This is a genomic window from Pseudomonas sp. HP_12 (assembly GCF_055283955.1).
On the sequence record NZ_JBTOQG010000045.1, the window covers coordinates 161,335 to 188,112 of the forward strand.

Sequence of the window (26,778 nt, forward strand, 5' to 3'; positions counted from 1 at the left end):
TGCTCGCGAAGAAGGCATTTCAGCCGCTAAAGATTCAGTGGATGTGCCGACCTCTTCGCGAGCAAGCTCACTCCCACAGTCCATTTGCCCGCTGATACATCTGCGGCGCCGACGTGCCTCCACCGCCATCCCTCCCCGCTGCAGTGATCATCCGCGCTATGATTCAGGCCGTTGCCTGTCCGAATCGCCAAGGAGCCTTCCTGCATGTTCGACTTTTCCGCTCAGCTCAAACAGCGGTTCGCCGCCCTGCAGAGCAGCGCCCCGTTTTTCTCCCTGCGTTACGTCAAACAGACCAGCCAGCATCTGTCGGTGCGCAAGAACGTCGCCGAGCCGCCGCAATTGAGCATCGACGAAGGCGCGATGCTGACCGTGCGCATCAATGGCGTCGAAGCCTACGCGGCCACCAACGACATCTCCCAGCGCGGCCTTCAATCGGCGCTGGAACAAGCAGAGATTCAAGCCCGGCAACTGGCCCTGCATTCGCTGCTCGACCTGCACAACCATGCTGTCGCCACCGCTCGTGCCGATTACCTTTCGCCCAACCTGCAAAGCGCGTTTCCATCGCTCAGCGATTGCTATGCCCTGCTCAACGCTGAATCGGCGTCGGTGCCCAGGGACGAGCGTCTGGTCAACTGGCAGGTAAGCCTGGGCCTTGAGAACGTCGAGCAGATCTACCTGAACAACGCCGGCGCCGAGATTCGTCAGGCCCAGCGCTTCGTCTTTCCCGGGCTGACCGTCACGGCCTACGACGGGCAGGACAGCCAGACCCGCAGCCTGGGTCGCGAGAACTTCGGCCAGCAAGGCGGCGCGGAAGTCATCGCTTCGTGCGGGATCATCGGTGCGGCGGTCAATGTCGCCGATCAGGCGCTGCAACTGGTCATGGCGCCGAATACGCCCTCCGGACCGCGGGATCTGTTGCTGACGCCCGACCAGATGACCCTGCAAATCCACGAATCCATCGGTCACCCCTTGGAGCTGGACCGCATCCTCGGCGATGAGCGCAATTACGCCGGCACCAGCTTCGTCAAAGCCAGTGACTTCGGCAGCCTGCAATACGGCTCAAGCCTGCTCAACGTGACCTTCGATCCCGAGATCCCCGAGCAACTGGCGAGCTACGGCTTTGATGACGACGGCACACCGGCGAGCAAGCAATTCCTGATCAAGGACGGCGTATTGGTGAGGCCGCTGGGCGGCGCGCTGTCGCAATACCGCAGCGGCATGGAAGGCGTCGCCAATAGCCGCGCGTCCAGCTGGAACCGCGCACCCATCGACCGCATGGCCAACCTCAATATCGAGCCGGGCGACCAGTCGATGGCGCAGCTCATTGGCGGCATCGAGCACGGCATTTTGATGAGCACAAACCGCTCGTGGTCGATCGACGATGCGCGCAACAAATTCCAGTTCGGCTGCGAGTGGGGCCAGTTGATCGAGAACGGCGAGATCAAGGGCGTGGTGAAAAACCCGAACTACCGCGCGATCTCCGCCCAGTTCTGGCGCAACCTCAGCGCGGTCGGCGACGCCAGCACCTTCAAGGTCCTCGGCACGCCCAACTGCGGCAAAGGCGAGCCCAATCAAGTGATCCGCGTGGGGCACGCCTCGCCCGCTTGCGTGTTCGCCAGCGTTGATGTTTTCGGAGGTGACGCATGATGTCCCATCAAGCGCAATTCAAGGCCCTGGCTGAATGGCTGCACGGCGCGGTCACGGCAGACGAGCGTTACACCTTGAGCTACGACGCCGAAGCGTCGGACTTCATTCGCTTCAACCACGCCAAGGTGCGTCAGGCCGGCCACGTGCAGCAGGCCAGCGTGACCTTCAAGCTGATCGCCGACGGCCGTCACGCCAACCTAAACCTCACGCTGTCGGGCGATGCCGAGGTCGATCGACAGCGCCTGAGCGAAGCCCTGACTCAGTTGCGCGAGACCCTGACGCTGTTGCCGGAAGACCCTTATCTCCAGTTGAACGAAGAGGCCTGGCAGAGCAGCAACGTGCAGGAGACGCCGTTGCCGGACAGCGCCCATGTGGTCGAGCAGATCGCGCAATTGGGCGAGGGGCTGGATCTGGTCGGCATCTACGCCGCCGGGCCGATCTATCGCGGTTTCGCCAGCTCAAGTGGTGCGCTGGGCTGGCATCAGGCCAACAGTTTCAATTTCGACTGGAGCCTGTTCCACGAGAACGGCCAGGCAGTGAAAGCCAATTACGCCGGCCACACCTGGACTGACGAGGGCTTTGCACGGCGCTTTGCGCTGGCCCGTGAGCAACTGACGTTTCTTGGCCACCCGGCACACGCCCTCGCGCCCGGGAAATACCGTGCCTATCTGGCGCCCGCCGCACTGGAAGAAGTCATCGGAATGTTGTGTTGGGGTGGTTTCTCCGCGCAGTCGCTGGCTGACAAGACCAGTCCCTTGCAGCGGCTGTACGACGGCCAATCCACGCTGAGTTCGCTGGTGAGTGTGAACGAGCAGGTCAGCGGCTCGTTGTCCCCTGCGTTTTCCGGCGAGGGTTATCCGCGCATGGACCTGTCGCTGGTGGCCGAAGGCGTCGCCCGGGATCGCATGATCGACTCGCGCAGCGCCGCCGAATACGGCCTGGTTGCCAACGGCGCAGGCTGGGGCGAGTCGCCGAGTGCGCTGAGCATGGAAGGCGGTTCGCTGGCGCTGGATGAGGTGTTGGAAGCGCTGGGCACGGGCCTGTACATCAGCAACCTGTGGTATTTGAATTTCTCGGACCGCACCGCCGGGCGCATCACCGGGATGACGCGCTTCGCCACGTTCTGGGTCGAGGACGGGCAGATCAAGGCGCCGGTCAATACCATGCGTTTCGACGACAGCATCTTCAGCCTGCTGGGCACCGCACTGGAGCAACTGACCACAGAAAGGGAACTCCTGCTGTCGACGAGCACCTACAGTCAGCGCCAGACCGCCTCGAATCTGCTGCCGGGTGCGCTGCTGAGTGGGTTGACGCTGACGTTGTAATGCATCGGCTTGCCCGGCACCCAACTGTCGGGCATCCACACAGCTTTCTTTGGAAGTTATATCCAAACAGCAACAAGCCCGTTGCCCGCAACCCATAAGGACCCTCGATCCACATGCCGACCTCAACACCGCAGCTGGACGCCCGCACCCTGCGCTGGATGCCATGGGTCATCGCCATCGCTTTTTTCATGCAAAGCCTGGACGGCACGATCCTCAACACCGCGCTGCCTTCCATGGCCGGCTCGCTGGCGGAAAACCCGCTGCGCATGCAGTCGGTGATCATCGCTTACATGCTGACCATCGCCCTGCTGATCCCCGCGTCGGGCTGGATTTCCGACCGTTTCGGCATCAAGCGCATCTTCTTCAGCGCCATCCTGCTGTTCAGCTTCGGCTCGTTTCTGTGCGCGGTGTCCAACTCCCTCGGCATGCTGGTGGGCGCACGGGTGATTCAGGGCCTCGGCGGTGCGTTGATGATGCCGGTAGGACGCCTCATTGTGCTGCGCGCCTACCCCCGAACCGAACTGGTGCGCACGTTGAGCTTCATCACCATGCCCGCCCTGCTCGGCCCGCTGATGGGCCCGACGGTCGGCGGCTGGCTGGTGGAATACCTGAGCTGGCACTGGATCTTCCTGATCAACCTTCCGGTGGGGATTCTGGGGTGTTTTGCGGTGCGCAAATTCATCCCCGATCTTCAGGGCGGCGGACGCACGCGCTTCGATCTGGCGGGGTTTGGGCTGTTTGGCGCCTCGATGGTGCTGATCACGATTGCCATGGAAGGGCTTGGCGAACTGAACCTCCCGCACTTGCGGGTGGTGATGCTGCTGTTCGGCGGCATGGCCTGTCTCGCCGCGTACTGGTTGCGCGCCAGTCATGTGGAAGCGCCACTGTTCTCCGCTCAGTTGTTCAAGACCCGCAGCTTTGCGGTGGGCATCATGGGCAATCTGTTCGCGCGCCTGGGCAGCGGCGCCCTGCCCTTTCTGCTGCCGTTGATGCTGCAAGTCGCGTTGGGTTACTCACCGTCACACGCCGGCATGAGCATGATTCCCCTGGCCCTCGCGGCGATGTTCGCCAAACCGCTGGCAACCAAAGCCATCGAGCGACTGGGTTATCGCATCGTGCTGACCGGTAATACGCTGCTGTTGGGTATTCTGCTGGCGAGCATGGCGCTGGTCACGGCCAACACGCCGTACTGGCTGCTGCTCATTCATCTGGCGTTTTTAGGCGGGGTCAACTCGCTGCAGTTCTCGGCGATGAACGCGGTGACGCTGATCGACCTCGATGACGCCAGTGCCGCCAGCGGCAACAGTTTGCTGTCGGTGGTCGCGCAGTTGTCCCTGAGTCTTGGCGTCGCCTGTGCGGCCGCCTTGCTGGGCGGATTCAGCGACGACGTGGCGACGGGTGAAGTCAGCGACGTGCTCGGCGCGTTTCAGCTGACCTTCCTGTGCGTCGGCGTGCTGGCGATGCTGGCGGCGTCGATCTTCCTGCAGCTATCGCCGCGCATGGCACCCGAAGCACCGGCCCGCAAACCGCAACCGGAGCCCGAGATCGAGGCATGACCCCCTCACCATTTATCGCGCGCGGCCCCAAGGCAGGGGTCGCGACCTGATACACTGCGCGACATTTTGTTTTGCAGGCCCGTCCCGTGACTAACACCGCTTTTAACTCACTGCCCCTTTCCGCCGCCATGCTGGCTAACCTGGAGTCCCTTGGTTATGCCGAGATGACGCCGATTCAGGCGCAGAGCCTGCCGGTGATCGTCAAGGGGATGGACCTGATCGCCCAGGCCAAGACGGGCTCCGGCAAGACCGCTGCATTCGGCATCGGCCTGCTCAATCCGATCAATCCGCGCTACTTCGGCTGCCAGGCGCTGGTGCTCTGCCCCACCCGTGAGCTGGCCGACCAGGTGGCCAAGGAAATCCGCCGTCTGGCGCGTTCCGAAGACAACATCAAGGTCCTGACGCTCTGCGGCGGCGTGTCTTTCGGCCCGCAAATAGGCTCGCTGGAGCACGGCGCGCACATCATCGTCGGCACGCCGGGTCGCATTCAGCAGCATCTGCGCAAGGGTTCGCTGGTACTGGACGGCCTGAACACGCTGGTGCTGGACGAAGCCGACCGCATGCTCGACATGGGTTTCTACGACGCCATCGCCGACATCATCGAGCAGACGCCGAAGCGTCGCCAAACCCTGCTGTTCTCGGCCACGTACCCGGTCGGCATCAAGCAGCTGTCCTCGAAATTCATGCGTGACCCGCAGACCGTCAAGGTCGAAGCGCTCCACGCCGACAGCCAGATCGAGCAGATCTTCTACGAAATCGCGCCAGAGCAACGCCTTGAAGCGGTGGTCCGCGTGCTCGATCATTTCCGTCCGCAGTCTTGCGTGGCGTTCTGTTTCACCAAGCAGCAGGTTCAGGAAGTGGTCGATCACCTGACCGCCAAGGGCATGTCTGCCGTCGGCCTGCATGGCGATCTGGAACAGCGTGACCGCGACCAGGTGCTGGCGATGTTCGCCAACCGCAGCACCTCGGTGCTGGTGGCCACTGACGTCGCTGCGCGCGGTCTGGACATCGATGGCCTGGACATGGTGCTCAACGTCGAGCTGGCGCGGGACTCGGAAATCCACATTCACCGCGTCGGCCGTACCGGTCGTGCGGGTGAGACCGGCATCGCCGTCAGCCTCGTCGCGCCCGGCGAAAGCCAGCGCGCCCGCGCCGTTGAAGAACTGCAGAAAGCGCCGCTCAACTGGCAGCAGTACGACCAACTGGAGCGCAAGGAAGGCGGCAAGCTGCTGCCACCGATGACCACGCTGTGCATCGGTTCCGGCCGCAAAGACAAACTGCGCCCCGGCGACATTCTAGGCGCGCTGACCGGCGAAGCCGGCATTCCCGGCACTCAGGTGGGCAAGATCGCGATCTTTGATTTCCAGGCCTACGTCGCCGTGGAACGCAGCATGGCCAAGCAGGCGCTGGAGCGTTTGAACAACGGCAAGATCAAGGGCAAATCGTTGCGCGTGCGGATCTTGTAAACACCCGCAATACCGCATCGCCCCCTGATCGCGAGCAAGGTGGAGCGCCACCCCGGTCGCTCCTACAAGGCCGCGCAACCCCTGTGGGAGCGACCGGGGTGGCGCTCCACCTTGCTGGCGAAAGCGTCAGCAGAATCAACATTGATCGCTGACAGATTCCACGATCTTCTTCCCGATATTCCGAGGACACCGCTTTGCCCGTTACTGACGTTGTGATCATCGGCGCCGGCGCCGCAGGTTTGATGTGTGCATTCACGGCGGCCCAGCGCGGGCGCAAGGTCATGTTGATCGATCACGCCAACAAGCCGGGCAAGAAAATCCTCATGTCGGGCGGCGGTCGCTGCAACTTCACCAACCTGTACACCGAGCCCGCCAACTTCCTCTCGCAGAACCCGCATTTCTGCAAATCGGCGCTGGCCCGCTATACCCAGTGGGATTTCATCGAACTGGTGGGCAAGCACGGCGTGCCGTACCACGAAAAGAAACTCGGCCAGCTATTCTGCGACAACAAGTCCAGCGACATCCTCGATCTGCTGCTCGCCGAATGCGACACCGCTGGCGTGAGCCTGCACATGGACACCTCGGTGCAGAGCATCGAGAAAACCGACAGCGGTTACCTGCTGAAAACCACCTTGGGCGAGCTCCGTTGCGAGTCGCTGGTGATCGCCACAGGCGGGCTGTCGATTCCGACGCTGGGCGCCACCGGTTTCGGTTATCAGGTCGGCAAGCAGTTCGGCCACACGCTATTGCCTACCCGGGCGGGCCTGGTGCCGTTCACCATCACCGATCAATTGAAAGAGCTGTGCACCGAGCTGACCGGCACGTCGGTCGATTGCCTGGTGAGCTGCAACGACGTCAGCTTTCGCGAGAACATCCTGTTCACCCACCGTGGCTTGAGCGGGCCGGCGATTCTGCAGATCTCGTCCTTCTGGCAGCCGGGCGACACGGTCGAAATCAACCTGATGCCCGACCACGACGCCCACAACTGGCTCACCGAGCAACAGGCCGAACGCCCGAACAGCGAACTGAAGACGCTGCTCGGCGAGATTTTCACCAAGAAAATGGCCAACCTGATTGCCGAGCAATGGTTTGTGTCCAAGCCGATGAAGCAGTACACCCACGCTGAGCTGGCCGACATCGCCACCAGACTGGCGAGCTGGCAAGTGGTACCGGCGGGCACCGAAGGGTATCGCACGGCAGAAGTGACACTGGGCGGCATCGACACCCGCGAGGTGTCGTCGAAGACCATGGAATCCCTGAAATCACCGGGGCTGTATTTTGTCGGTGAGGTGCTGGATGTCAGCGGGCATCTGGGCGGCTTCAACTTCCAGTGGGCCTGGGCATCGGCATATGCGGCGGCGCAGTTCGTCTGAGCAGTCGTTGCGAGCAAGCCCACAACGTCACAGACGCACGCGATCTCTGTAGGAGCAATCGGAGTTTACGACGGTCGCGAAGAGGCCGGGTCAGGCAATACACATTCAGTGCCTGACCTTGCGCCTTCGCGACCGTCGTTACCTCCGATTGCTCCTACAAGGGCGTGTCGCAAATGAGAGAGGCACCCTTGGGGTCAAGGTGCGTCTTGAGGTATTGGCATCCGCCCCGGAATAAATTTTGCTAACCGGATGTACAGCGCGCATCCGGCGCTGTACATATCCCTCAGCAAAATCAATCGCGAACAAGGCCGTCAGCGTTCATGGCATCGACATCGTTGCGCAATACATTCCGCCGTCTCTGGGCGCTGGACAAGTTTTCCTACAGCGTGCGGGTTTTCATCGCGCTGACCGGCAGCATGGCGCTGTGCTGGTACCAGAACGAGATGTCTCAGCTGATCCCGCTGTTCCTCGGGATTATCGCCAGCGCCCTGTCGGAAACCGACGACAGCTGGCAAGGCCGCCTCAATGCGCTGGCCGTGACGCTGGTGTGCTTCAGCATCGCGGCGCTGTCCGTGGAGCTGCTGTTCCCCTACCCCGTGGTGTTTATCTGCGCGTTTGCCTTCGCGGCGTTCTGCCTGACGATGCTCGGCGCGCTGGGCGAGCGCTACGGCGCCATTGCCTACGCGACGTTGATTCTGTCGGTCTACACCATGATCGGCGTCGATCAGCGCGGCGGCGAAGTCACCGATTTCTGGCATGAACCCATGCTGCTGGTCGCAGGTGCGGCGTGGTACGGCCTGCTGTCGGTGCTGTGGCAGATGCTGTTTTCCAATCAGCCGGTGCAGCAGGCCCTGGCCCGACTGTTTCGTGAGCTGGGCCTGTACCTGAAGCTCAAATCAGAGCTGTTCGAGCCGATTCGCACCCTTGATATCGAAGCCAAGCGCCTGGAGCTTGCCAAGCAGAACGGCAAGGTCGTCGGCGCACTCAACGTGACCAAGGAAATCATCCTCAACCGTGTGGGCAGTGGCCGCCCCGGCTCGAAGGTCAGCCGCTACCTGAAGCTGTACTTCCTGGCCCAGGACATCCACGAACGTGCCAGTTCGTCGCACTATCCCTACAACTCCCTGGCCGAAGCGTTCTTCCACAGTGACGTGCTGTTTCGCTGCCAGCGCCTGCTACGCCAGCAAGGGCGAGCCTGCCGTGACCTGTCAGCGTCGATCCAGCTGCGCCAGCCGTTCATCTATGACGACAGCTTCGCCCACGCGCTGAATGACCTGCGCGCCTCCCTCGAACACCTGCGCATTCAGAGCAATCCGGCGTGGCGCGGGCTGCTGCGTTCGCTGCGGGCGCTGGCCAATAACCTTGGCACCCTTGACCGGCTGCTCAGCGATGCGAGCAACCCCGACGCCCTGGCGGACGCCACCGACAGCAGTCTGCTGGACCGCTCGCCGCGCAACCTCAAGGACGTCTGGACGCGGCTGCGGCTGCAACTGACGCCGACCTCGCTGTTGTTCCGTCACGCCCTGCGCCTGCCATTGGCGCTGGTCATCGGCTACATCATGGTTCACCTGATTCACCCGTCCCAGGGTTACTGGATCATCCTCACCACGGTGTTTGTCTGCCAGCCAAGCTACGGCGCCACGCGGCGCAAACTCGGGCAGCGCATCATCGGCACCGCCATTGGCCTGACGGCGGGCTGGATTCTGTTCGACCTGATCACCACGCCGGTCCTGCAATCGATGTGCGCGGTGCTGGCCGGCGTGGTGTTCTTCGTCAACCGCACCACGCGCTACACGCTGTCGACGGCGGCAATCACGGTGATGATCCTGTTCTGCTTCAATCAGGTCGGCGACGGTTACGGCGTGTTCCTGCCGCGCCTGCTGGACACGCTGCTGGGCAGCCTGATCGCCGGCCTGGCGGTGTTCCTGTTCCTGCCCGACTGGCAAGGCCGTCGACTGAACAAGGTGCTGGCCAACACGCTGTCGTGCAACAGCATTTACCTGCGCCAGATCATGCAGCAGTACGCGAACGGCAAGAGCGACGATCTGGCCTATCGACTGGCCCGCCGCAACGCCCATAACGCCGACGCGGCACTTTCCACCACGCTGGCCAACATGCTCATGGAGCCCGGGCATTTCCGCAAAGAGGCCGACGTCGGTTTCCGCTTCCTGGTGCTGTCACACACGCTGCTCAGTTATCTGTCGGGCCTGGGCGCCCATCGGGACGCACCGCTGCCGCCCGAAGTGCGCGAGCAACTGATCGAGGGCGCCGGGGCCAGCCTTGCCGCGAGCATCGATGAAATCGCCCAGAGCCTGGCGATGCGTGAGCCGGTGGCGGTGCAAAGCGACGCAGAGGAGGCGCTGGCGACGAGCCTGGAACAGATGCCGGAAGAAATCGACGAAGGCCAACGGCTGGTGCAAACCCAACTCGCGCTGATCTGCCGTCAGTTGGGGCCGTTGCGCACCCTCGCAGCGCACTTGATCAAAGAACCGGCCAAAGAGCCCGACCTCACAGACCGTGCAGCTTGATGAGCTTGTCGTACGTGCCGTCGGCTTTCATGTCGGCGATAGCCTTGTCGAAATCCAGAACGATCTGCTGATGATCCGCCCGTTTGATGCTGACCAGCATGTGCAGACTGTTTTCGCTCAGTGACTTGGGCAGAAATTCAACGCTGGCCTGTACGTCAGCCGGCTCGCGGTTGAGGGCGAAGCGCGCCGCGTACTCGTCTTCCACCGTTAAGTCGACCCTGCGCGCCGCGAGCATCCTGACAGAGGTCGAGAAATTCGCAACCGGCACCTTCTTCAGCTCGGCATCGGCGTCGAATTCGGGCGAATAGGCGTAGCCGCGCACGACGGCAATGGAATAGCCGTGCAGCTGCGACAGGCTCTGAAAGTCGATGGCGGCGTCTTTGCGTTTCAGGAAAAGCAGGCGGTTAATCAGGTATGGCGCAGAGAAAACCCCAATGCGCGTGCGGTCTTCGCTGTACCAGGCGTTGATGACGATGTCATACCGCCCTTCGCTCAGCCCGTGAATCGCCCGCGCCCAAGGGACCTGCTCGTATTCGGTGTCATAACCGGCGCGGCCCAGGGCCGTGCGAATCAGATCAGTGGAAAGCCCGTCGTGCAGCAATGACACGTCGGCATAAGGCGCCCACGCATCGCCGGCGAGACGCAATGTCTGCGCGACCGCGCCTTGGGCTATCAGCATCATTCCCAACAGCCCTGCGGCGCACAGCAAACGCGACATGCTCAGCTTCCTTGTGGCAACTGGCCTTCAGTGAAGACGCATTTTGCGCATTGCACAACTCATAACACTACGATGTTTGTGCTGCAGTTCAACAAAATGACGCGCCGTTGATTGAATCAGTATCGAGCCCTGCTCGCCGCGAATTTGGGCTTGCGCCGATATGCGTTTAGTATCCGGCATCCACTTCTTCTCGCAGGCCGGCGTCATGTCTATCAACTGGATTTGCAAACACCATACCGACCTTGGAAAAGAGCAGCTGTACGCCATTCTGCAACTGAGGGCGCAGGTGTTCGTGGTGGAGCAGAAATGCTGGTATCTGGACGTCGATGGCCAGGATTTGCTGGGCGATACCTGCCATCTCATGGCTTGGCAGGATGATCAGCTGGTCGCCTACCTGCGCCTGCTGGACCCGATTCAGCAGAACGGTGACGTGACCATTGGCCGCGTGGTGACTGCACCATCGATGCGCAACAAGGGCATGGGTCATGAATTGATGGTTCAGGCGCTGAAACACGCCGAACTTCAGTGGCCGGACCAGCCGATATTTCTCTCGGCCCAGGCGCACTTGCAGGGTTACTACAGCCGCTACGGCTTTAATCCGGTGGGCGAGGTGTACGTCGAGGACGGCATCCCGCACATCAGCATGCGTCGCGATCTGGACTGATCCGGCGCGGGGACCCTGATGTCCCTCGCAGGACCGGCTTTAGCCGGGAAGCTCTAGAATCAACGCCCCACACGACGTCACGGATACCCGAGCACCGTCTTGAGGGCCTGCAAATTGCCCTCGATCCAGCGGCGGTCAATCGCGCCCCAGTCATGAATCCGGTAACCGCCGGCATGATTGCGGCCGCCATCCAGTTGTTCGAATTCGCAGACGATATCCAGATCAGCCAGCGCCGCGATGGTGTCCTGGGCGGTGCGACGGGGCATGCCGGTGACGTCGGTCAGTGCCGGTACGCTGCTGGCGATGCCGCTGTCGATCAGATACGCCACATACAGGCGGCGGTAGAAACTGCTCTTGGTCTTGCTGACGTCCATTAAAACTTCCTTGAAAAGCGCTAGCGGCTGATCAGCGCACGGCCGTCTGCATGTCCCGCCAGGTCAGGTAGATGCGCAGGTCAAATTCCAGCTGGTGATAGCCCGGCTGCATGTGTTCGCACAACTGATAGAACGCCTTGTTGTGGTCCGACTCCTTGAAGTGCGCCAGTTCGTGGACCACGATCATCTTCAGAAACTGCGGCGCGGCCTCCTTGAACAGCGCAGCCACGCGGATTTCCTTCTTGGATTTAAGCTTGCCGCCCTGCACCCGCGACACCGTGGTATGCAGGCCCAGCGCGCGGTGTGTCAGGTCCAGCCGGTTGTCGAACAGCACTTTGTCGATGTTCGGCGCGTTGCGCAGGTATTCCTGCTTGAGCGCCAGCGCGTAGGCGTACAGCGCCTTGTCGCTCTGGATTTCGTGGCGATCCGGGTAGCGCTGCTGCAGATACTCCGTCAGCCGGTCCTGCGAGATCAGCTGCCGAACCTGATCCTGCAGGCCTTCGGGATAAGCCTGCAGGTATTTGAGCGGCATGGGGGGAGTGACAGTCATGGTCGGATCGGGTCGCGGGAAAAACGCGAGTCTACCGCGTCAGTCCTGCCCGAGCAGCTGTAACGCGACCGGCAGATCGACCGGCTCGACAAAACGCTCTGCCTCCAATGGCGGCATCGGATGAGCAATCAGGAAGCCCTGAATGATCTGACAGCCGTTGTCGACCAGCCACTCATACTGCTCGTAGGTTTCGACGCCTTCGGCAATTACCTCGATATCGAGCATGCGACACAGATCAATGATGCTACGTGCGACGGCCAGATCCCGGGACGATCCCAGCATGCCGCCAATGAAGTGCCGGTCGAGCTTCAAGGTGTCCAGATCGAGGTTGCGCAGATGGGCAAGGGAGCTGTCGCCTGCGCCGAAATCGTCCAGCGACACACGCACGCCGATGTCATGCAGGTCCTGCAGTTGCTTGCGGCTGTGAACCAGGTTGTGGACCAGTGAAGGCTCAGTGATCTCGACTTCCAGTTGCCGGGGTTTCAGGCCGTGTATCTGCATCGCGCGCTGCAACTCGGCCGCCAGATTCGGCAGGCTGAATTGCGCAGGGCTCACGCTGACGCTCATGACCAGATCGTCCGGGAAGACGTCGCTCCAGCGTTGGCGCTGCGCCGCACCCTGCTCGAAAATCCAGCCGCCGAGCTTGTTGATCAGCCGCGTCTCCTCCAGCAGCGGAATGAACACGCCTGACGGCACATCGCCCGCGTCCGGATGATGCCAGCGCAGTAGCGCTTCAAAACCCCGCGTCTTGCCGGTGACCACGTTGACCTGCGGCTGGTAGACCATGGAAAAGTCTTTGCCATCGATCGCCGTGCGCACACTCTCTTCGAGCATCAGACGGGAGCGTGCGCGGCCATTCATGTACTGATCGAAGAAGCGGTATTGCTGACGCCCTGCGCGCTTGGCTTCGTACATCGCAATATCCGCCGCGCGCAGCAGGCCATCCAGATTGGTGCCGCAGTCCGGGTAGACCGCGATGCCGATACTCGCGCCGAGTGTGGCTTCGACCCCGTCAATCATGCGCCGTGCAGACACCCTCTCGATCAGCTTTTCGGCGACCTTCGCGGCATGTTCGGGGAAATCCAGTCCGTCGATGACCACCACGAACTCGTCGCCGCCCATGCGCGCGAGCACATCGTAAGGGCGCAGGCAGTCTTTCAATTGCGCGCCGACCCACTGCAACACCTGATCGCCCGCATCGTGGCCCAGGGAATCATTCACATCCTTGAAGCCGTCGAGGTCCAGGTACAACACGACCAGGTATTTGCCCGCATGCTCGTTGCGCAACAGCATCCCTTCGACGGTCTGATAAAAGCCGCGGCGGTTGAGCAGCCCGGTGAGGGAGTCCGTCACGGCCTGATGTTCGAGCTGACGATAGAGGTCACGCACCACTGACATGTCGAGCACGCTCAGCACCATCGCGCGCTGCTCGGCGGGCAGCGGCGCGCAGGACAACGCGACCGGGACCTGACGCCCCTCGGGCGTTCGCAGCACGGCGTCATGGACGCGATAGGTATCGGCACGGCGATAGTGATGATAAAAGCCGGAATCTGCCCATTCGCCAACGCTGGGCTCGTGCAGGTAAGTGCACAACCCGGTGCCGCGCAGCTCTCCGTCGGTCATGCCCAGCAACCGGCAGATCGCCGGATTGGCGAAGCTGATGACGCCGTCTTCAGTGACGACAAGGATGCCTTCGGCCACGTTGGCCAGCACCGAGGCGTTGAACGCCCGCGCCGATTCCAGCTCGCGGCTCAGCTTCTGCAGGGCACGCCGATTGTGCTGCTGCTCCAGAAGCGCCTGAACCTTGGGCCTGAGAATATTGGGATCGAAGGGTTTGAACAGGTAATCGACTGCGCCGCTGGCGTAACCCTTGTGCACCGAGTCGCGGGATTGTTCGTTGGCGGTGAGGAAGATGATCGGCGTCAATCGCGTTCGCAGACTGCCACGCATGAGGCGAGCAACTTCGAAGCCATCCATGTCCGGCATCTGCACATCCAGCAGCACCAGATCGACATCTCGGTCCAGCAAAATACCCAACGCTTCCATGCCTGAGGCGGCGGTGATGATTTCCCGGTCCTGGCGCTGCAGTACCGCGCACATGGTCACCAGATTTTCCGGATAATCGTCAACAACCAACAATACTGATTTGCCACTGGTTGGCAGGGACTGCGCGCATTCCATGCTGCTACTCATCATTCACTTTACTGCCCGGGGAATGGCCCCGCTGATGGACTGATTGGCCATTACTCTAGCTTCGATTGGAGAAAAAAGAAGGTAGCCATAGTAGTGCAATTCGAAAAGTGCCATCCAACCGACTAACGGTAACGGTGCTCAATGTCAGGAACACCCTGAGCTGCAGCGAAGATAGCGGCACTTTGACGTCAACCATCCGACAGATTCGCGTTAACAAATGCGCCGTGGAACCGTATAAAAAGCCGCCCCCAACCCCCTTTCGCCCGCAACTTTGCTGGCAATGAGACATATCGGACGACTAGACATGATTGATTTGGGAACGTGGAATCTGAGCATTCCAGTGGGCTCGCCCCCCGCCACCATCGAGACACAACAACTGCTTCAAGGTTACGACGGCAAATACTTCAAGTCCGGCTCATCGAACATCACATTCTGGGCTCCGGTTACCGGAAGCAAGACCGCCAACGCTATCTACCCGCGTACCGAGTTGCGCGAGACCTGGTCCAACGGCACGCTGCACAACTGGTACTACCAGGACGCCGACAATTATCTGAATGCCAAGCTCAAGGTTCTCCAGGTGCCATCTTCAGGCAGGGTCGTCATCGGTCAGATCCACGTCTACGACAGCACGCAGCCGCTGTTGAAGCTCGAATATCAGTACCTGGAAGCGACGCACATGGGCAACATCGTCGCCAAGGTCCGCTACCACCCCACCGACAAAAAAGCGCGCGTGATCACGGTGGCGGAAAACGTGAGCCTGAACGAGACGTTCAATTACGTCATCCACCTCAATAAAGCCGGATTGCTCAGCGTGACCGCCCACGGCATGGCCTGGAACGACCGGATCAGCGCCACCTGGAGCAAACAGCAGCTGTACTTCAAGGCCGGTGTCTACACCCAGGACAACACGGGCTACACCAGCGAAGGCGGCAAGACCATGTTCTTCAACCTGGACGCCGACCACAACAAGAGCTGATGCGCTCGCAAGGGAGCCCGAGCGCCAGTGTCGCTCGGGCTCTTGAACAGGCAGCCCTTATGCCGCCCTGTATACTTTTTCCGCTGCTTCAAAGCGCGTCAGCATGCCCGGCGTAGGGCCTTTGCCGATTACGCTGAACAGCACGATGGCGATGCTGGCGAAGATGAAGCCGGGGATGATCTCGTACAGGCCCAGCAGTTCGAAATGCTTCCACACCACGACCGTGATCGCGCCGACCAGAATCCCCGCCAGTGCGCCGTTGCGGGTCATGCCCTTCCAGATCACCGAGATCAGCACCACCGGCCCGAACGCGGCGCCAAAGCCGGCCCAGGCGTAGCTGACCAGACCCAGCACGCGGTTTTCCGGGTTCGCCGCCAGGGCGATCGCAATCAGCGCCACCAACAGCACCATGGCCCGGCCGATCCACACCAGCTCAACCTGGGACGCGCTTTTGCGCAAAAAGGCTTTGTAGAAGTCTTCGGTCAGCGCACTTGAACAGACCAGCAACTGGCAGCTCAGCGTGCTCATCACCGCCGCAAGAATGGCCGAAAGCAGAACGCCAGCAATCCACGGATTGAACAGGATCTTGGCCAGCTCGATGAAGACGCGCTCGTGGTTTTCAGTCACCGGACCGGCCACCTCAGGGTGCGCCGAGAAGTAGGCGATGCCGAAGAAGCCCACCGCGACGGTGCCGCCCAGGCAGAGGATCATCCAGGTCATGGAAATGCGACGGGCCTTGGCGATCGACCTGACCGAGTCAGCGGCCATGAAGCGCGCCAGGATGTGCGGCTGACCGAAGTAGCCCAGGCCCCAGCCCATCAGCGAAATGACGCCGATGAAAGTGGTGTTCTTGAGCATGTCGAAGTTGCTCGGGTCCTGGGCTTCGATGGCCATGAACGTGGTGTCGATGCCACCGGTCGCCAGCAGCACGATGATGGGCGTAAGGATCAGCGCGAAGATCATCAGGGTCGCTTGTACGGTGTCTGTCCAGCTGACTGCCAGGAAGCCGCCGATGAAGGTGTAGGCAATCGTCGCCGCAGCGCCTGCCCATAACGCGGTTTCGTAGGACATGCCGAAGGTGCTCTCGAACAGCCGCGCGCCAGCGACGATGCCGGAAGCGCAGTAGATCGTGAAGAACACCAGAATCACGATGGCGGAAATCACCCGCAGCAGGCCGCTGTTGTCTTCAAAGCGGCTGGAGAAGTAATCCGGCAGGGTCAGCGCATCGCCGTTGTGCTCGGTCTGTACCCGCAGGCGACCGGCAACGAACAGCCAGTTCAGGTAGGCGCCGACGATCAGCCCGATGGCGATCCAGCCTTCCGAGAGACCGGACATGTAGATCGCGCCCGGCAACCCCATGAGCAACCAGCCGCTCATGTCCGATGCACCGGCCGAAAGCGCCGTGACCACACTGCCGAGGCTGCGCCCGCCGAGGATATAGTCCGAGAGATTATTGGTGGAACGGTAGGCCATGAGTCCTATGAGGACCATCGCGGCGATGTAGATCACGAAAGTGATCAAGGTAGGGTTGCTGACACTCATCGGTTAGGTTCCGGCGTTGTTTTTATAGGCGCGAGCAGAGCGAAGTCCTCCTGAGGGCATCAGGTTCGCGATTGGCCGCTCGCGTGCGTCGCGGGCTGGCGAGAACCTCGCCGCTGCACACCGCTTGAATGCACCAAAGCGGCGCATCCTAGAGGACACTCTGGCGCAGGTGCAACCCGAAAAACGCCATTCCATGGCTTTTTTACAATTTAGATCAAAGTGCCATATACCCCGTATTTGCAGGGCAACAGCCAGCTAGAGCCTTGGCCAAGCAGGCACCCGAACCGGGCGACGCCAGGCCAGCTCGACTCAATACAGGGCACTTTGGAAACACTTTGAAAAAAGCGGTTGCACCCGGTTGCACCCTTTCGATCCCGCGGCTAATCTTGCCGCAGCTAAGCCACATGACCGTGGCTGTCATGAGGATAAGAAATGGCCACCACCACCCTCGGTGTCAAACTCGACGACCCTACCCGTGAGCGACTGAAAGCGGCGGCGCAGTCCATCGACCGGACGCCCCACTGGCTGATCAAGCAGGCGATCTTCAATTATCTGGAGAAGCTCGAGGGCGGTGCGACCCTGAATGAACTCAGTGGTCAGGGTGGCAAAGACGCCGATGATCAGGGTGATCTGCCCGCCGACAACGCCCATCAGGCGTTCCTCGAATTCGCCGAAAGCATCCTTCCCCAGTCAGTCCTGCGTGCCGCGATTACCTCCGCTTACCGCCGTCCCGAGCCTGAAGTGGTGCCGATGCTCATCGAGCAGGCGCGCCTGCCTGCGCCAATGGCCGATGCAACCCACAAGCTGGCGGCGTCGATCGCTGAAAAGCTGCGCAACCAGAAGAGCGCCGGTGGCCGCGCCGGTATCGTCCAGGGCCTGCTGCAGGAGTTCTCGCTGTCATCGCAGGAAGGCGTGGCGCTGATGTGCCTGGCCGAAGCCCTGCTGCGCATTCCTGACAAAGGCACCCGCGACGCATTGATCCGCGACAAGATCAGCACCGGCAACTGGCACCCGCATCTCGGCAACAGCCCGTCGCTGTTCGTCAACGCCGCCACCTGGGGCCTGTTACTGACCGGCAAACTGGTCAGCACCCACAACGAGGCGGGCCTGACCTCCTCGCTGAGCCGCATCATCGGCAAGTCCGGCGAGCCGATGATCCGCAAGGGCGTCGACATGGCCATGCGCCTGATGGGCGAGCAGTTCGTTACCGGCGAGACCATCGCCGAAGCTCTGGCCAACGCCAGCAAGTTCGAGGCGAAAGGCTTCCGTTACTCCTACGACATGCTCGGCGAAGCGGCCCTGACCGAGCATGACGCGCAGAAATACCTGGCGTCCTACGAGCAAGCCATCCACTCGATCGGCAAAGCCTCCCACGGTCGCGGCATCTATGAAGGCCCTGGCATCTCCATCAAATTGTCCGCGCTGCACCCGCGTTACAGCCGGGCACAGTACGAGCGCGTGATGGATGAGTTGTACCCGCGCCTGCTGTCGCTGACCTTGCTGGCCAAGCAATACGACATCGGCCTGAACATCGACGCCGAAGAAGCCGATCGCCTGGAGCTGTCGCTGGACCTGCTCGAACGCCTGTGCTTCGAACCGCAACTGACCGGCTGGAACGGCATCGGTTTCGTGATCCAGGCGTATCAGAAGCGCTGCCCTTATGTGATCGACTACGTCATCGACCTGGCCCGCCGCAGCCGCCATCGCCTGATGATCCGTCTGGTGAAAGGCGCGTACTGGGACAGTGAAATCAAGCGCGCCCAGGTCGAGGGCCTGGAAGGCTACCCGGTCTACACGCGCAAGGTTTACACCGACGTTTCCTACATCGCCTGCGCACGCAAACTGCTCTCGGTGCCGGAAGTCATCTACCCGCAGTTCGCGACCCACAACGCCCATACGCTGTCGGCCATTTACCACATCGCCGGTCAGAACTATTACCCCGGTCAGTACGAGTTCCAGTGCCTGCACGGCATGGGCGAACCCTTGTATGAACAGGTCGTCGGCAAAGTCGCCGATGGCAAGCTGAACCGACCGTGCCGCGTGTACGCACCGGTCGGCACCCATGAAACGCTGCTGGCGTATCTGGTGCGTCGACTGCTGGAAAACGGCGCCAACACCTCCTTCGTCAACCGCATTGCTGACCAGTCGATTTCGATTCAGGAACTGGTTGCCGATCCCGTGTCCAGCATCGAGCGCATGGCCACCCAGGAAGGCGGGTTCGGCCTGCCGCATCCACGCATTCCGCTGCCGCGCGACCTGTACGGCAGCGAGCGCGCCAACTCCGCCGGCATCGACATGGCCAACGAACATCGTTTGGCATCGCTGTCTTCTGCCCTGCTCGCCACGGCGCACAACGATTGGAAGGCGGGCCCGATGCTGGGCAGCCCGGTCAGCGCTGGCACTGAAACGCCGGTCCTGAACCCGTCCGATTTGCGTGACGTCGTTGGCCACGTACAGGAAGCCAGCCTGGAAGACGTCGATAACGCCCTGCTCAGCGCACTCAGCGCCGGACCGATCTGGCAGGCGACGCCGCCGGCCGAACGTGCCGCAATCCTTGAGCGCGCCGCGGACCTGATGGAAGCCGAAATACAACCGCTGATGGGCTTGCTGGCTCGCGAAGCCGGCAAGACGTTCGCCAACGCCATCGCCGAAGTGCGCGAGGCTGTGGATTTCCTGCGCTACTACGCGGTGCAGGCACGCAACGATTTCAGCAACGACGCTCACCGCCCGTTGGGCCCTGTGGTGTGCATCAGCCCGTGGAACTTCCCGCTGGCAATTTTCAGCGGTCAGGTGGCTGCAGCCCTGGCGGCCGGCAACCCGGTGCTCGCCAAACCCGCCGAACAGACACCGCTGATTGCCGCGCAGGCCGTCCGCATTCTCCTCGAAGCCGGTATTCCCGAAGGCGTGGTGCAACTGCTGCCGGGCCGCGGTGAAACCGTCGGCGCACGGCTGGTCGGCGATGATCGCGTCAAGGGTGTCATGTTCACCGGTTCCACTGAAGTCGCTCGCTTGCTGCAACGCAATGTCGCCGGCCGTCTCGATGCTCAGGGCCGGCCGATTCCCCTGATCGCTGAAACCGGTGGCCAGAATGCGATGATCGTCGACTCCTCGGCGCTGACCGAACAAGTGGTCATCGACGTGGTGTCCTCGGCGTTCGACAGCGCCGGCCAACGCTGCTCCGCACTGCGTGTGCTGTGCTTGCAGGAAGATTCAGCGGACCGCGTCATCGAGATGCTTAAAGGCGCAATGGCCGAAAGCCGCCTCGGCAACCCGGAGCGCCTGTCGGTGGACATCGGCCCGGTGATCGATCAGGAAGCCAAGGCCGGCATCGAGAAACACATCCAGGCCATGCGCGACAAAGGCCGCAACGTGTATCAGGTCGCCATTGCCGACAGCGACGAGATCAAACGCGGCACCTACGTGATGCCGACGCTGATTGAACTGGACAGCTTCGACGAACTGCAACGGGAAATCTTCGGCCCGGTCCTGCACGTCGTGCGCTACAAGCGTCGTGAGCTGGATCAACTGATCGCGCAGATCAACGCCTCCGGTTATGGCCTGACATTGGGCGTACACACGCGCATCGACGAGACCATCGCCAAGGTGATCGACAACGTCAACGCCGGGAACATGTACGTCAACCGCAACATCGTCGGCGCCGTAGTGGGTGTGCAACCGTTTGGTGGCGAAGGTTTGTCAGGCACCGGCCCGAAAGCCGGTGGCCCGCTGTATCTCTACCGTTTGCTGTCGACGCGTCCCGCCGATGCCGTGCATAAATCCTTCGCCGCCCGCGATGCGCTTCAGGCGCCGGACATCCGCATGCAGGAGGCGATGCTCAAGCCGCTGAATGCGCTCAGGGCCTGGGCAAGCAGCCAACAACTCAGCGATCTGGAGGTGTTATGCAGCCAGTTCGCCGAGCAATCCCAAAGCGGCGTGACCCGCACGCTCATGGGCCCGACCGGCGAGCGCAACAGCTACAGCATCCTGCCGCGTGAGCACGTGCTGTGTCTGGCCGAAGATGAGACGGATCTGCTGGCGCAACTGGCCGCAGTGATGGCGGTGGGCAGTATGGCAATCGTGCCGGACGTTGAACCGGCCAAGTCGCTGCGCAATCGTCTGCCGAAGGATGTGCAGTCGCGCATCAAGCTGGTTGCCGACTGGAACAAGGACGCGGTCGCCATTGACGCGGTATTGCACCATGGCGATTCCGATCAACTGCGCGCCATCTGCGAACAGGTCGCTCAACGCAGCGGCGCGATCATCGGCGTTCACGGGCTTTCCAAAGGCGAAACCAACATTGCGCTGGAGCGTCTGGTGATCGAGCGTGCGCTGAGCGTCAACACCGCGGCAGCGGGCGGTAATGCGAGCCTCATGACAATCGGCTAAAGGCCTTCGCGGCCAAAGCTGGTCCCACTCAGTACACGCGCTGTTCAGTGGGACAGGCTTCAGCCGGGAAGAGGCCAGTGTGGGCGCCATCCGTTTTTGCGGTGGCGCCGATGCATTCTTGCCGTTTGGTGGCCGTTTGAGCGCCCCATCACCCGCATCAATCATCCTGTTCACCCCTTCTCCTCGCCCCTAGACTCGACGGCATTCCCAAGAAAGGTACGCCGCCATGTCCGAGACGCTTCTCAGTTCCCGCAATCTGGCTTTCGAGCTGTATGAAGTGCTGGACGCAGAGGCGCTGACTCGGCGCGAGCGTTTTGCCGAGCACAGCCGGGAAACCTTCGATGCAGCGATCAGCACGGCGCGCAATATTGCGGAAAAGTATTTCGCGCCCCACAACCGCAAAAACGACGAGAACGAGCCGCGCTACGAGAACGGCGCAGCGGTGCTGATTCCGGAAGTGAAACCCGCCGTGGACGCCTTTCTCGAGGCCGGGTTTCTGAACGCCGCCCGGGACTTCGACGCCGGTGGCATGCAACTGCCGACCCTGCTGTCTCAGGCCTGCTTTGCCCATTTCCAGTCCGCCAATGCCGCGACGGCGTCGTACCCTTTCCTGACCATGGGCGCGGCGAATCTCATTGAAAACTTCGGCACCGACGAGCAAAAGCGGCGCTTTCTGCAACCGATGATCGAGGGCCGCTTTTTCGGCACCATGGCCCTGACTGAACCCCACGCCGGATCGTCGCTGTCGGACATCCGCACACGCGCCGAGCCTGCGGAAGACGGCAGCTATCGCCTGCGCGGCAACAAGATTTTTATCTCGGGCGGCGATCACCCGCTGTCCGAAAACATCGTCCATCTGGTCCTCGCCAAACTGCCCGACGCACCCGCGGGGGTGAAAGGCATTTCCCTGTTCATCGTCCCGAAGTTTCTGGTCAACGACGACGGCAGTCTCGGTGAGCGCAACGACGTCATTCTGGCCGGGCTGTTTCACAAGATGGGCTGGCGCGGCACCACCTCCACGGCGCTGAACTTTGGCGACAACGACAACTGCGTCGGCTATCTCGTGGGCAAGCCGCATCAGGGCTTGAGCTGCATGTTTCAGATGATGAACGAGGCACGCATCGGCGTCGGCATGGGCGCGGTGATGCTGGGTTATGCCGGTTACCTGTACTCGCTGGAATACGCCCGCGAACGTCCGCAAGGCCGACTGCCTGACAGCAAGTCACCGGACGGGGCGCCGGTGTCCATCATTCAGCACGCCGACGTGAAACGCATGCTGCTGACGCAAAAAGCCTACGTCGAGGGCTCGTTCGACCTGGGCCTTTACGCCGCTCGGCTGTTCGACGACACGCAGACGGGCGACAGCGAGGACGTGCGCAAACACGCCCACGAGCTGCTTGACCTGCTGACGCCCATCGTCAAGTCCTGGCCCTCGGAGTTCTGCCTGAAGGCCAACGAACTGGCGATCCAGATTCTGGGCGGCCATGGCTACACCCGTGAGTACCCGGTGGAGCAGTACTACCGCGACAACCGCCTCAACCCAATTCATGAAGGCACTCACGGCATTCAGTCGCTGGATCTGCTGGGACGCAAACTGGCGCAGAACGGAGGCGCGGGGCTCAAGCAACTGATTCGTCTGATCGCTGACACCTGCGAGCGGGCCCAGGCCCATGAATCGCTGACGGTATTGCGCCAACCGCTGGAGCAACTGGTCGCTCGCCTGCAAGCGGTGACCATTGGCCTACTGACCGATCTGAGCCAGGGCAAGGTCAACGGGACGCTGGCCAACTCGGCGCTGTACATGAAAGCGTTCGGGCACGCGGCGATTGGCTGGCGCTGGCTGGAACAGGCGATTCGTGCGCAGAAGGGGTTGGAGAAGAACAACGAAGCCGACACCGACTTCTACAAAGGCAAATTGCAAGCCGCCCGGTACTTCCTGACGTGGGAAGTACCGGGTTGCCATCATGAGCTGGCGATTCTTGAGCGCCGGGATGACGCTTGTCTGTCGATGCAGGCGGGCTGGTTTTAAGCCCGCCACATGACAGCCGCAGCGACTCGCTCGCGCTAAGCGTTGATTCAAGCCCCTGGTGCCTTCCAGGAGTTTTCGGCGCCCGGAAAGATTCTGAATCGTGAAGAAAACGGGGTATAAAACGCTTTTACCCGATTAAACCGTTCGTAGTATTCGGACGAGTAGACATTGGTGTCCATCTTGAACCCGTTGTCGAGCAGGTCCGCATAATCCGGCCGGGTTTCCTTGAGCACATCCAGAAACAACCTGGGCCCCGTGACTTCCGAGATCTGCGTCATGTAGGCAGCCATCGCCGTGCTGGATTGATGTCGGGAAGGTGACAACGCTTCCAGGGCGGCACGATGCCTGGTGAAGCGGGTATGAATTTCCTGCTCCATTTCCTTGAACACCGGATTGCCCGGGTGGCTCGCAAAATGGCTGTTATTGGGCCCTTTGAATGACAAAAACGGGCTTTCCACCGTGCTGCCCACCATCACGTCATGGGGCCCGGCCAGCAGCTCGGCTCCCGAGAATGATTGACCTATTTCGTCATCGCAATCCATGTAGATGCCGCCGTACTCTCTGATCAATCGGTATCTCAGGATATCCGAGGCTGCGGCGAAGTTTTCAAACGCCCCTCGGCGAAAGCAGGAGAACGCTGTAGAGGTGTGCGGGTCGTTCATGAACCCCTCGAAGAAGGGTTCATCCTGCAGTCTGGAAATGGTCATATTGGGAAATTCAGCGAACGCCCGCTGCAACTGCGCTTGAGGGGACAGACCCTCTACCTCTGCCGTGTCGTCGATATCAACATGCATCGTGAACTTCAGCTCGGGACTGATGCGCATGTTGGATTTGATGTTTTCGATCAGTTTTTCGCCCGGCAGACGCCGACCTAGCCAGACTTGATGCACGATGTGTTCAATGGGCTGCGGATTGGCAGGAAAGTCCGGCAGGCGCCGAAAGGTGTAAAAGACGTTACCCACGCTCGGTCTCAATTTGTCCCTGACTTGCAGGTAGGCCTCTTCGGTTCCTGAACGCCAACGCCCTTTGCTATCCAGCCAGAGCAGTTTGTGGGTGCCCGACTCCCAGCAGGCTATCTCAGCGTTGTAAATGACCTTCGTTCCTTCGGGAACATTGTTGGCGAAGTACCGGGGTATTCGATTTCCTTCCTTGTCCTGTACCCACCTCGTTTCGATACCGTCCATGGGCATCTCGATCGTCACGGGTGGCTGGGCGCGCGTCATCACGATTCCGTCCTTGCCGACTGGCAGTGGCACCTGAGGCAACTCTTCAATGAAACTGGCGCCGCCCCGCAGACCGGGCCGCAGGTCAATGTCAGAGTAAAAGCCTTTGACCCGCTTGACGTAAGGCCCCTTGAGCCGGGCATCGTCAGGCGCGTAAATCCGGTACTGGCCGGCCGCCTGGACGCGCTCCACGGGATAGAGCGTTGAATGCACGCGAGCGTAGTAACGGGGTTCACCCGTTCCAGGGCGGCTCACGTCATACACGGCGCCTAGTTCATCGGTTTTCCAGGTGCCTGACGGATCCAGTGGCGCCTTGTATTCGAATCGGGCGAGCGCCGTGCGAAGTTCCGGGGTAAGTGCTCGCAGTCCTTGCGGTTCAACCCCAAAGGCAATCGCGTTGTCGTAGCGTGCCGCGTGCTGGCTTTTGATCGCCAGCCTCTGGTGCTCTTCCACGATCAGGCGCGCGGCCCTTTCATCGGGCGATTCGCTGGCGTGCTCAACGACCTCCTCAGCCTGTTGTGCGTGGGCTTCTTGCTGCCGGGCAAGCGCCAGGCTTTGCTCGGCCTCGGTCCGGGCTCCGGTCATGCTCGCAACTTCGTCCGCCGCCCCTGGTATGGCTGGGTCCCCCGCACGCGCGGCTGCGCCCAGCAAACTGCCGGCCGTCGCAGCACCTTCGGCAAGCGCCGGTACGGCATTCAAAACGCCGAAGACGATGCGGCCTGTGCCGTTTTTCTTCTCTTCAAGCGTCCGACCCTCAATCACCTCATCAGCGCCCAGACCGATCAACGCCAGCGACATCGCCGCCAAAGGCACCCACAAGTAAGGCACCACCATCGCGATCGCGCCTGTGGCGGCTATTGCATTGCTCAGGGCCTGGGCCGCCACCTCCTTGTTGTGGTCGGCGCGATTGCGAATAAGTTGTTTGCCATCCGCCTGGAGGCGGGCTTGCAGAGCGTTTTTGAAGTGCGAAAACGGCCAGGGCGAGAGCGCCGCGCCGAGATGAACCTCGTTGGAGGGGTTCCAGTAACCGGTCGCTTGATCGAGGAAATGCGGGTATGCCGCCAAGCCAGTCAAGGTCTTCTGGATGCCGCTGTAAAAGAGCCCGTCCGGGTCGTCTTCAAGCCTGAAGTGGCGTTCCAGTGCCTTGCGTCGGCGCGCATCCTTGCACTGCAGCGCGATCCAGGCGCGCAGTGCGGGCAGGTTTGAAAATCCGTGCAGGGGCGAGGAATTGCCGGCGACGTACATCACGAGCCGGTCAGTCTGTTCATCCCTCAGCACGATGATGTCAGTGGCGACATATCGGTACAGGACAAGCTCACGAAAGGTAATGTCATGGGGAAGCGGCGGATCGGCGAAGTGTTTGAAGGTCAGTGCCTCCCAGGTCTGGGAAGGAGCGAGCCCGAGTCCGCGCAATACCAGCGACTTGTCCTCAGTGCTCAGTGAGCCTTCGGCGTGCTGCACATACGCTGACCTCAAGAGTGCGGCCTTGATCAAGAGGTTGTAGTCGGCACCATGCTCGGCCCAGAAGTGCATGAGTGTGGCCTGGTAGTGCGCCTGCAGATCCACCTCCCAGACGTAGGCCTTGAACGTCAGCGGATCCAGCGCCACGTGGGTGGAAGCGTCGAAGCGCTGGGGGCTGGTTTTTCGGTAGATAGCTTCGTAGGCGAAGCAGTCCCACAGCTCCAGCGGTTCGGCGGAAATCCGCACCGGATAGCCGCCGTCCCGGTAATCGCGCAGGGTCGAGAGGTGCTCGAGGAACTGCCCGTTGCCGCTCTGCTGCCAGTTGCACATGAGCGCGTCGGTCAGCGTCATGGAATACGCGATATTAGCCCTTTGGGGCGCAGCATCCTGACCATTGATATACAGCGTGGTGATCAGCAATTCGTCCGAATCGGTCTCTTCCAGGAGGTGCTGGAACAGAAAGGCTTGCGCTTGGGTGCGTGCATACTCACGCGGCGATTCATAGCGCACCTGCTGCTGACCGAGCCAGTCGCTCAGCAGCATGGCATCGGCATCGACTTCTTTCCCGGGGGCCGGCTCGACGGGCCAGCCGTTTTCGTCCCGCGGCACACGTGGCTCATTCCAGCCACTGCCTTCCCAGTCTTCGCCTCTCTGGCCACGCCAACCCGCGACTCTCGAGCTGTCGCGACTGCGCCGAAGCTCGTCAGCTCTGCGCTCCAGAGCGGTTATATCCTTTTTGTCTTTCATAACCTGACATCCAGTCAGTG

General features: G+C 61.4%; 16 protein-coding genes. 10 read left to right on the plus strand and 6 right to left on the minus strand.

Annotated elements, in window-relative coordinates; genetic code table 11:
* Positions 1-204: 204 nt before the first annotated feature.
* From ACYASU_RS21050 to yccS, 6 genes are all read left to right on the plus strand, one after another.
* The gene (locus ACYASU_RS21050; protein ID WP_463583928.1) at positions 205-1,647 is read left to right on the plus strand and encodes a TldD/PmbA family protein; all 1,443 of its coding nucleotides are present in this window, start codon (positions 205-207) and stop codon (positions 1,645-1,647) included.
* The gene (locus ACYASU_RS21055; RefSeq protein ID WP_463583987.1) at positions 1,647-2,972 is read left to right on the plus strand and encodes a TldD/PmbA family protein; all 1,326 of its coding nucleotides are present in this window, start codon (positions 1,647-1,649) and stop codon (positions 2,970-2,972) included. Before ACYASU_RS21050 ends, ACYASU_RS21055 begins: the two co-directional genes overlap by 1 nt.
* Before the next feature lie 113 nt (positions 2,973-3,085).
* Complete coding sequence (gene mdtD, locus ACYASU_RS21060; RefSeq protein ID WP_463583929.1) at positions 3,086-4,528, plus strand: multidrug transporter subunit MdtD; 1,443 nt, start codon at positions 3,086-3,088, stop codon at positions 4,526-4,528.
* 86 nt (positions 4,529-4,614) lie between these two features.
* Positions 4,615-5,994 carry an ATP-dependent RNA helicase DbpA gene (gene dbpA, locus ACYASU_RS21065; RefSeq protein ID WP_074893676.1) on the plus strand — a complete coding sequence of 460 codons (1,380 nt, stop codon included), beginning with the start codon at positions 4,615-4,617 and terminating at the stop codon, positions 5,992-5,994.
* A 194-nt stretch (positions 5,995-6,188) separates the two neighbouring features.
* Positions 6,189-7,367: a BaiN/RdsA family NAD(P)/FAD-dependent oxidoreductase gene (locus ACYASU_RS21070; RefSeq protein ID WP_463583930.1), complete on the plus strand. Its 1,179-nt coding sequence runs from the start codon at positions 6,189-6,191 to the stop codon at positions 7,365-7,367.
* A gap of 320 nt (positions 7,368-7,687) precedes the next feature.
* A complete protein-coding gene (yccS, locus tag ACYASU_RS21075) occupies positions 7,688-9,895 on the plus strand; it encodes a YccS family putative transporter (protein ID WP_463583931.1) in 2,208 nt (735 codons plus the stop codon).
* Here the strand turns inward: yccS and ACYASU_RS21080 are convergent.
* Complete coding sequence (locus ACYASU_RS21080; protein WP_282368682.1) at positions 9,876-10,613, minus strand: substrate-binding periplasmic protein; 738 nt, start codon at positions 10,611-10,613, stop codon at positions 9,876-9,878. The two genes, yccS and ACYASU_RS21080, sit on opposite strands and share 20 nt — an antisense overlap.
* A 205-nt stretch (positions 10,614-10,818) precedes the next feature.
* Between ACYASU_RS21080 and ACYASU_RS21085 the strand changes: the two genes are divergently transcribed.
* Complete coding sequence (locus tag ACYASU_RS21085; protein ID WP_192130954.1) at positions 10,819-11,277, plus strand: GNAT family N-acetyltransferase; 459 nt, start codon at positions 10,819-10,821, stop codon at positions 11,275-11,277.
* 77 nt (positions 11,278-11,354) lie between these two features.
* On the opposite strand, the gene ACYASU_RS21090 is transcribed toward ACYASU_RS21085, so the two are convergent.
* Genes ACYASU_RS21090 through ACYASU_RS21100 form a run of 3 tightly spaced genes read right to left on the minus strand, consistent with a single transcriptional unit; the run spans position 11,355 to position 14,397 of the window.
* A complete protein-coding gene (locus ACYASU_RS21090) occupies positions 11,355-11,651 on the minus strand; it encodes a winged helix-turn-helix domain-containing protein (protein ID WP_463583932.1) in 297 nt (98 codons plus the stop codon).
* Between the two features lie 31 nt (positions 11,652-11,682).
* Positions 11,683-12,183, minus strand: a complete 501-nt coding sequence (locus ACYASU_RS21095; protein ID WP_282368802.1) for a YgjP-like metallopeptidase domain-containing protein — start codon at positions 12,181-12,183, stop codon at positions 11,683-11,685.
* A gap of 57 nt (positions 12,184-12,240) precedes the next feature.
* The gene (locus tag ACYASU_RS21100) at positions 12,241-14,397 is read right to left on the minus strand and encodes a putative bifunctional diguanylate cyclase/phosphodiesterase (protein WP_463583933.1); all 2,157 of its coding nucleotides are present in this window, start codon (positions 14,395-14,397) and stop codon (positions 12,241-12,243) included.
* 301 nt (positions 14,398-14,698) lie between these two features.
* On the opposite strand from ACYASU_RS21100, the gene ACYASU_RS21105 reads away from it, so the two are divergent.
* Positions 14,699-15,370, plus strand: coding sequence for a polysaccharide lyase family 7 protein (locus tag ACYASU_RS21105; protein WP_192171166.1), 672 nt, complete (start codon positions 14,699-14,701; stop codon positions 15,368-15,370).
* A gap of 57 nt (positions 15,371-15,427) precedes the next feature.
* On the opposite strand, the gene putP is transcribed toward ACYASU_RS21105, so the two are convergent.
* On the minus strand, positions 15,428-16,912 hold the full coding sequence (putP, locus tag ACYASU_RS21110; protein WP_463583935.1) for a sodium/proline symporter PutP: 1,485 nt from the start codon (positions 16,910-16,912) through the stop codon (positions 15,428-15,430).
* A gap of 432 nt (positions 16,913-17,344) precedes the next feature.
* Between putP and putA the strand changes: the two genes are divergently transcribed.
* Both putA and ACYASU_RS21120 read left to right on the plus strand, forming a co-directional pair.
* Positions 17,345-21,298, plus strand: coding sequence for a trifunctional transcriptional regulator/proline dehydrogenase/L-glutamate gamma-semialdehyde dehydrogenase (gene putA, locus ACYASU_RS21115; RefSeq protein WP_463583936.1), 3,954 nt, complete (start codon positions 17,345-17,347; stop codon positions 21,296-21,298).
* 226 nt (positions 21,299-21,524) lie between these two features.
* Entirely contained in the window at positions 21,525-23,327 is a 1,803-nt protein-coding gene (locus ACYASU_RS21120; RefSeq protein ID WP_463583937.1) for an acyl-CoA dehydrogenase, read from the plus strand.
* Positions 23,328-23,374: 47 nt separating this feature from the next.
* Here ACYASU_RS21120 and ACYASU_RS21125 read toward each other — a convergent pair whose 3' ends face one another.
* On the minus strand, positions 23,375-26,758 hold the full coding sequence (locus tag ACYASU_RS21125; RefSeq protein ID WP_463583938.1) for a dermonecrotic toxin domain-containing protein: 3,384 nt from the start codon (positions 26,756-26,758) through the stop codon (positions 23,375-23,377).
* Positions 26,759-26,778: the final 20 nt, after the last annotated feature.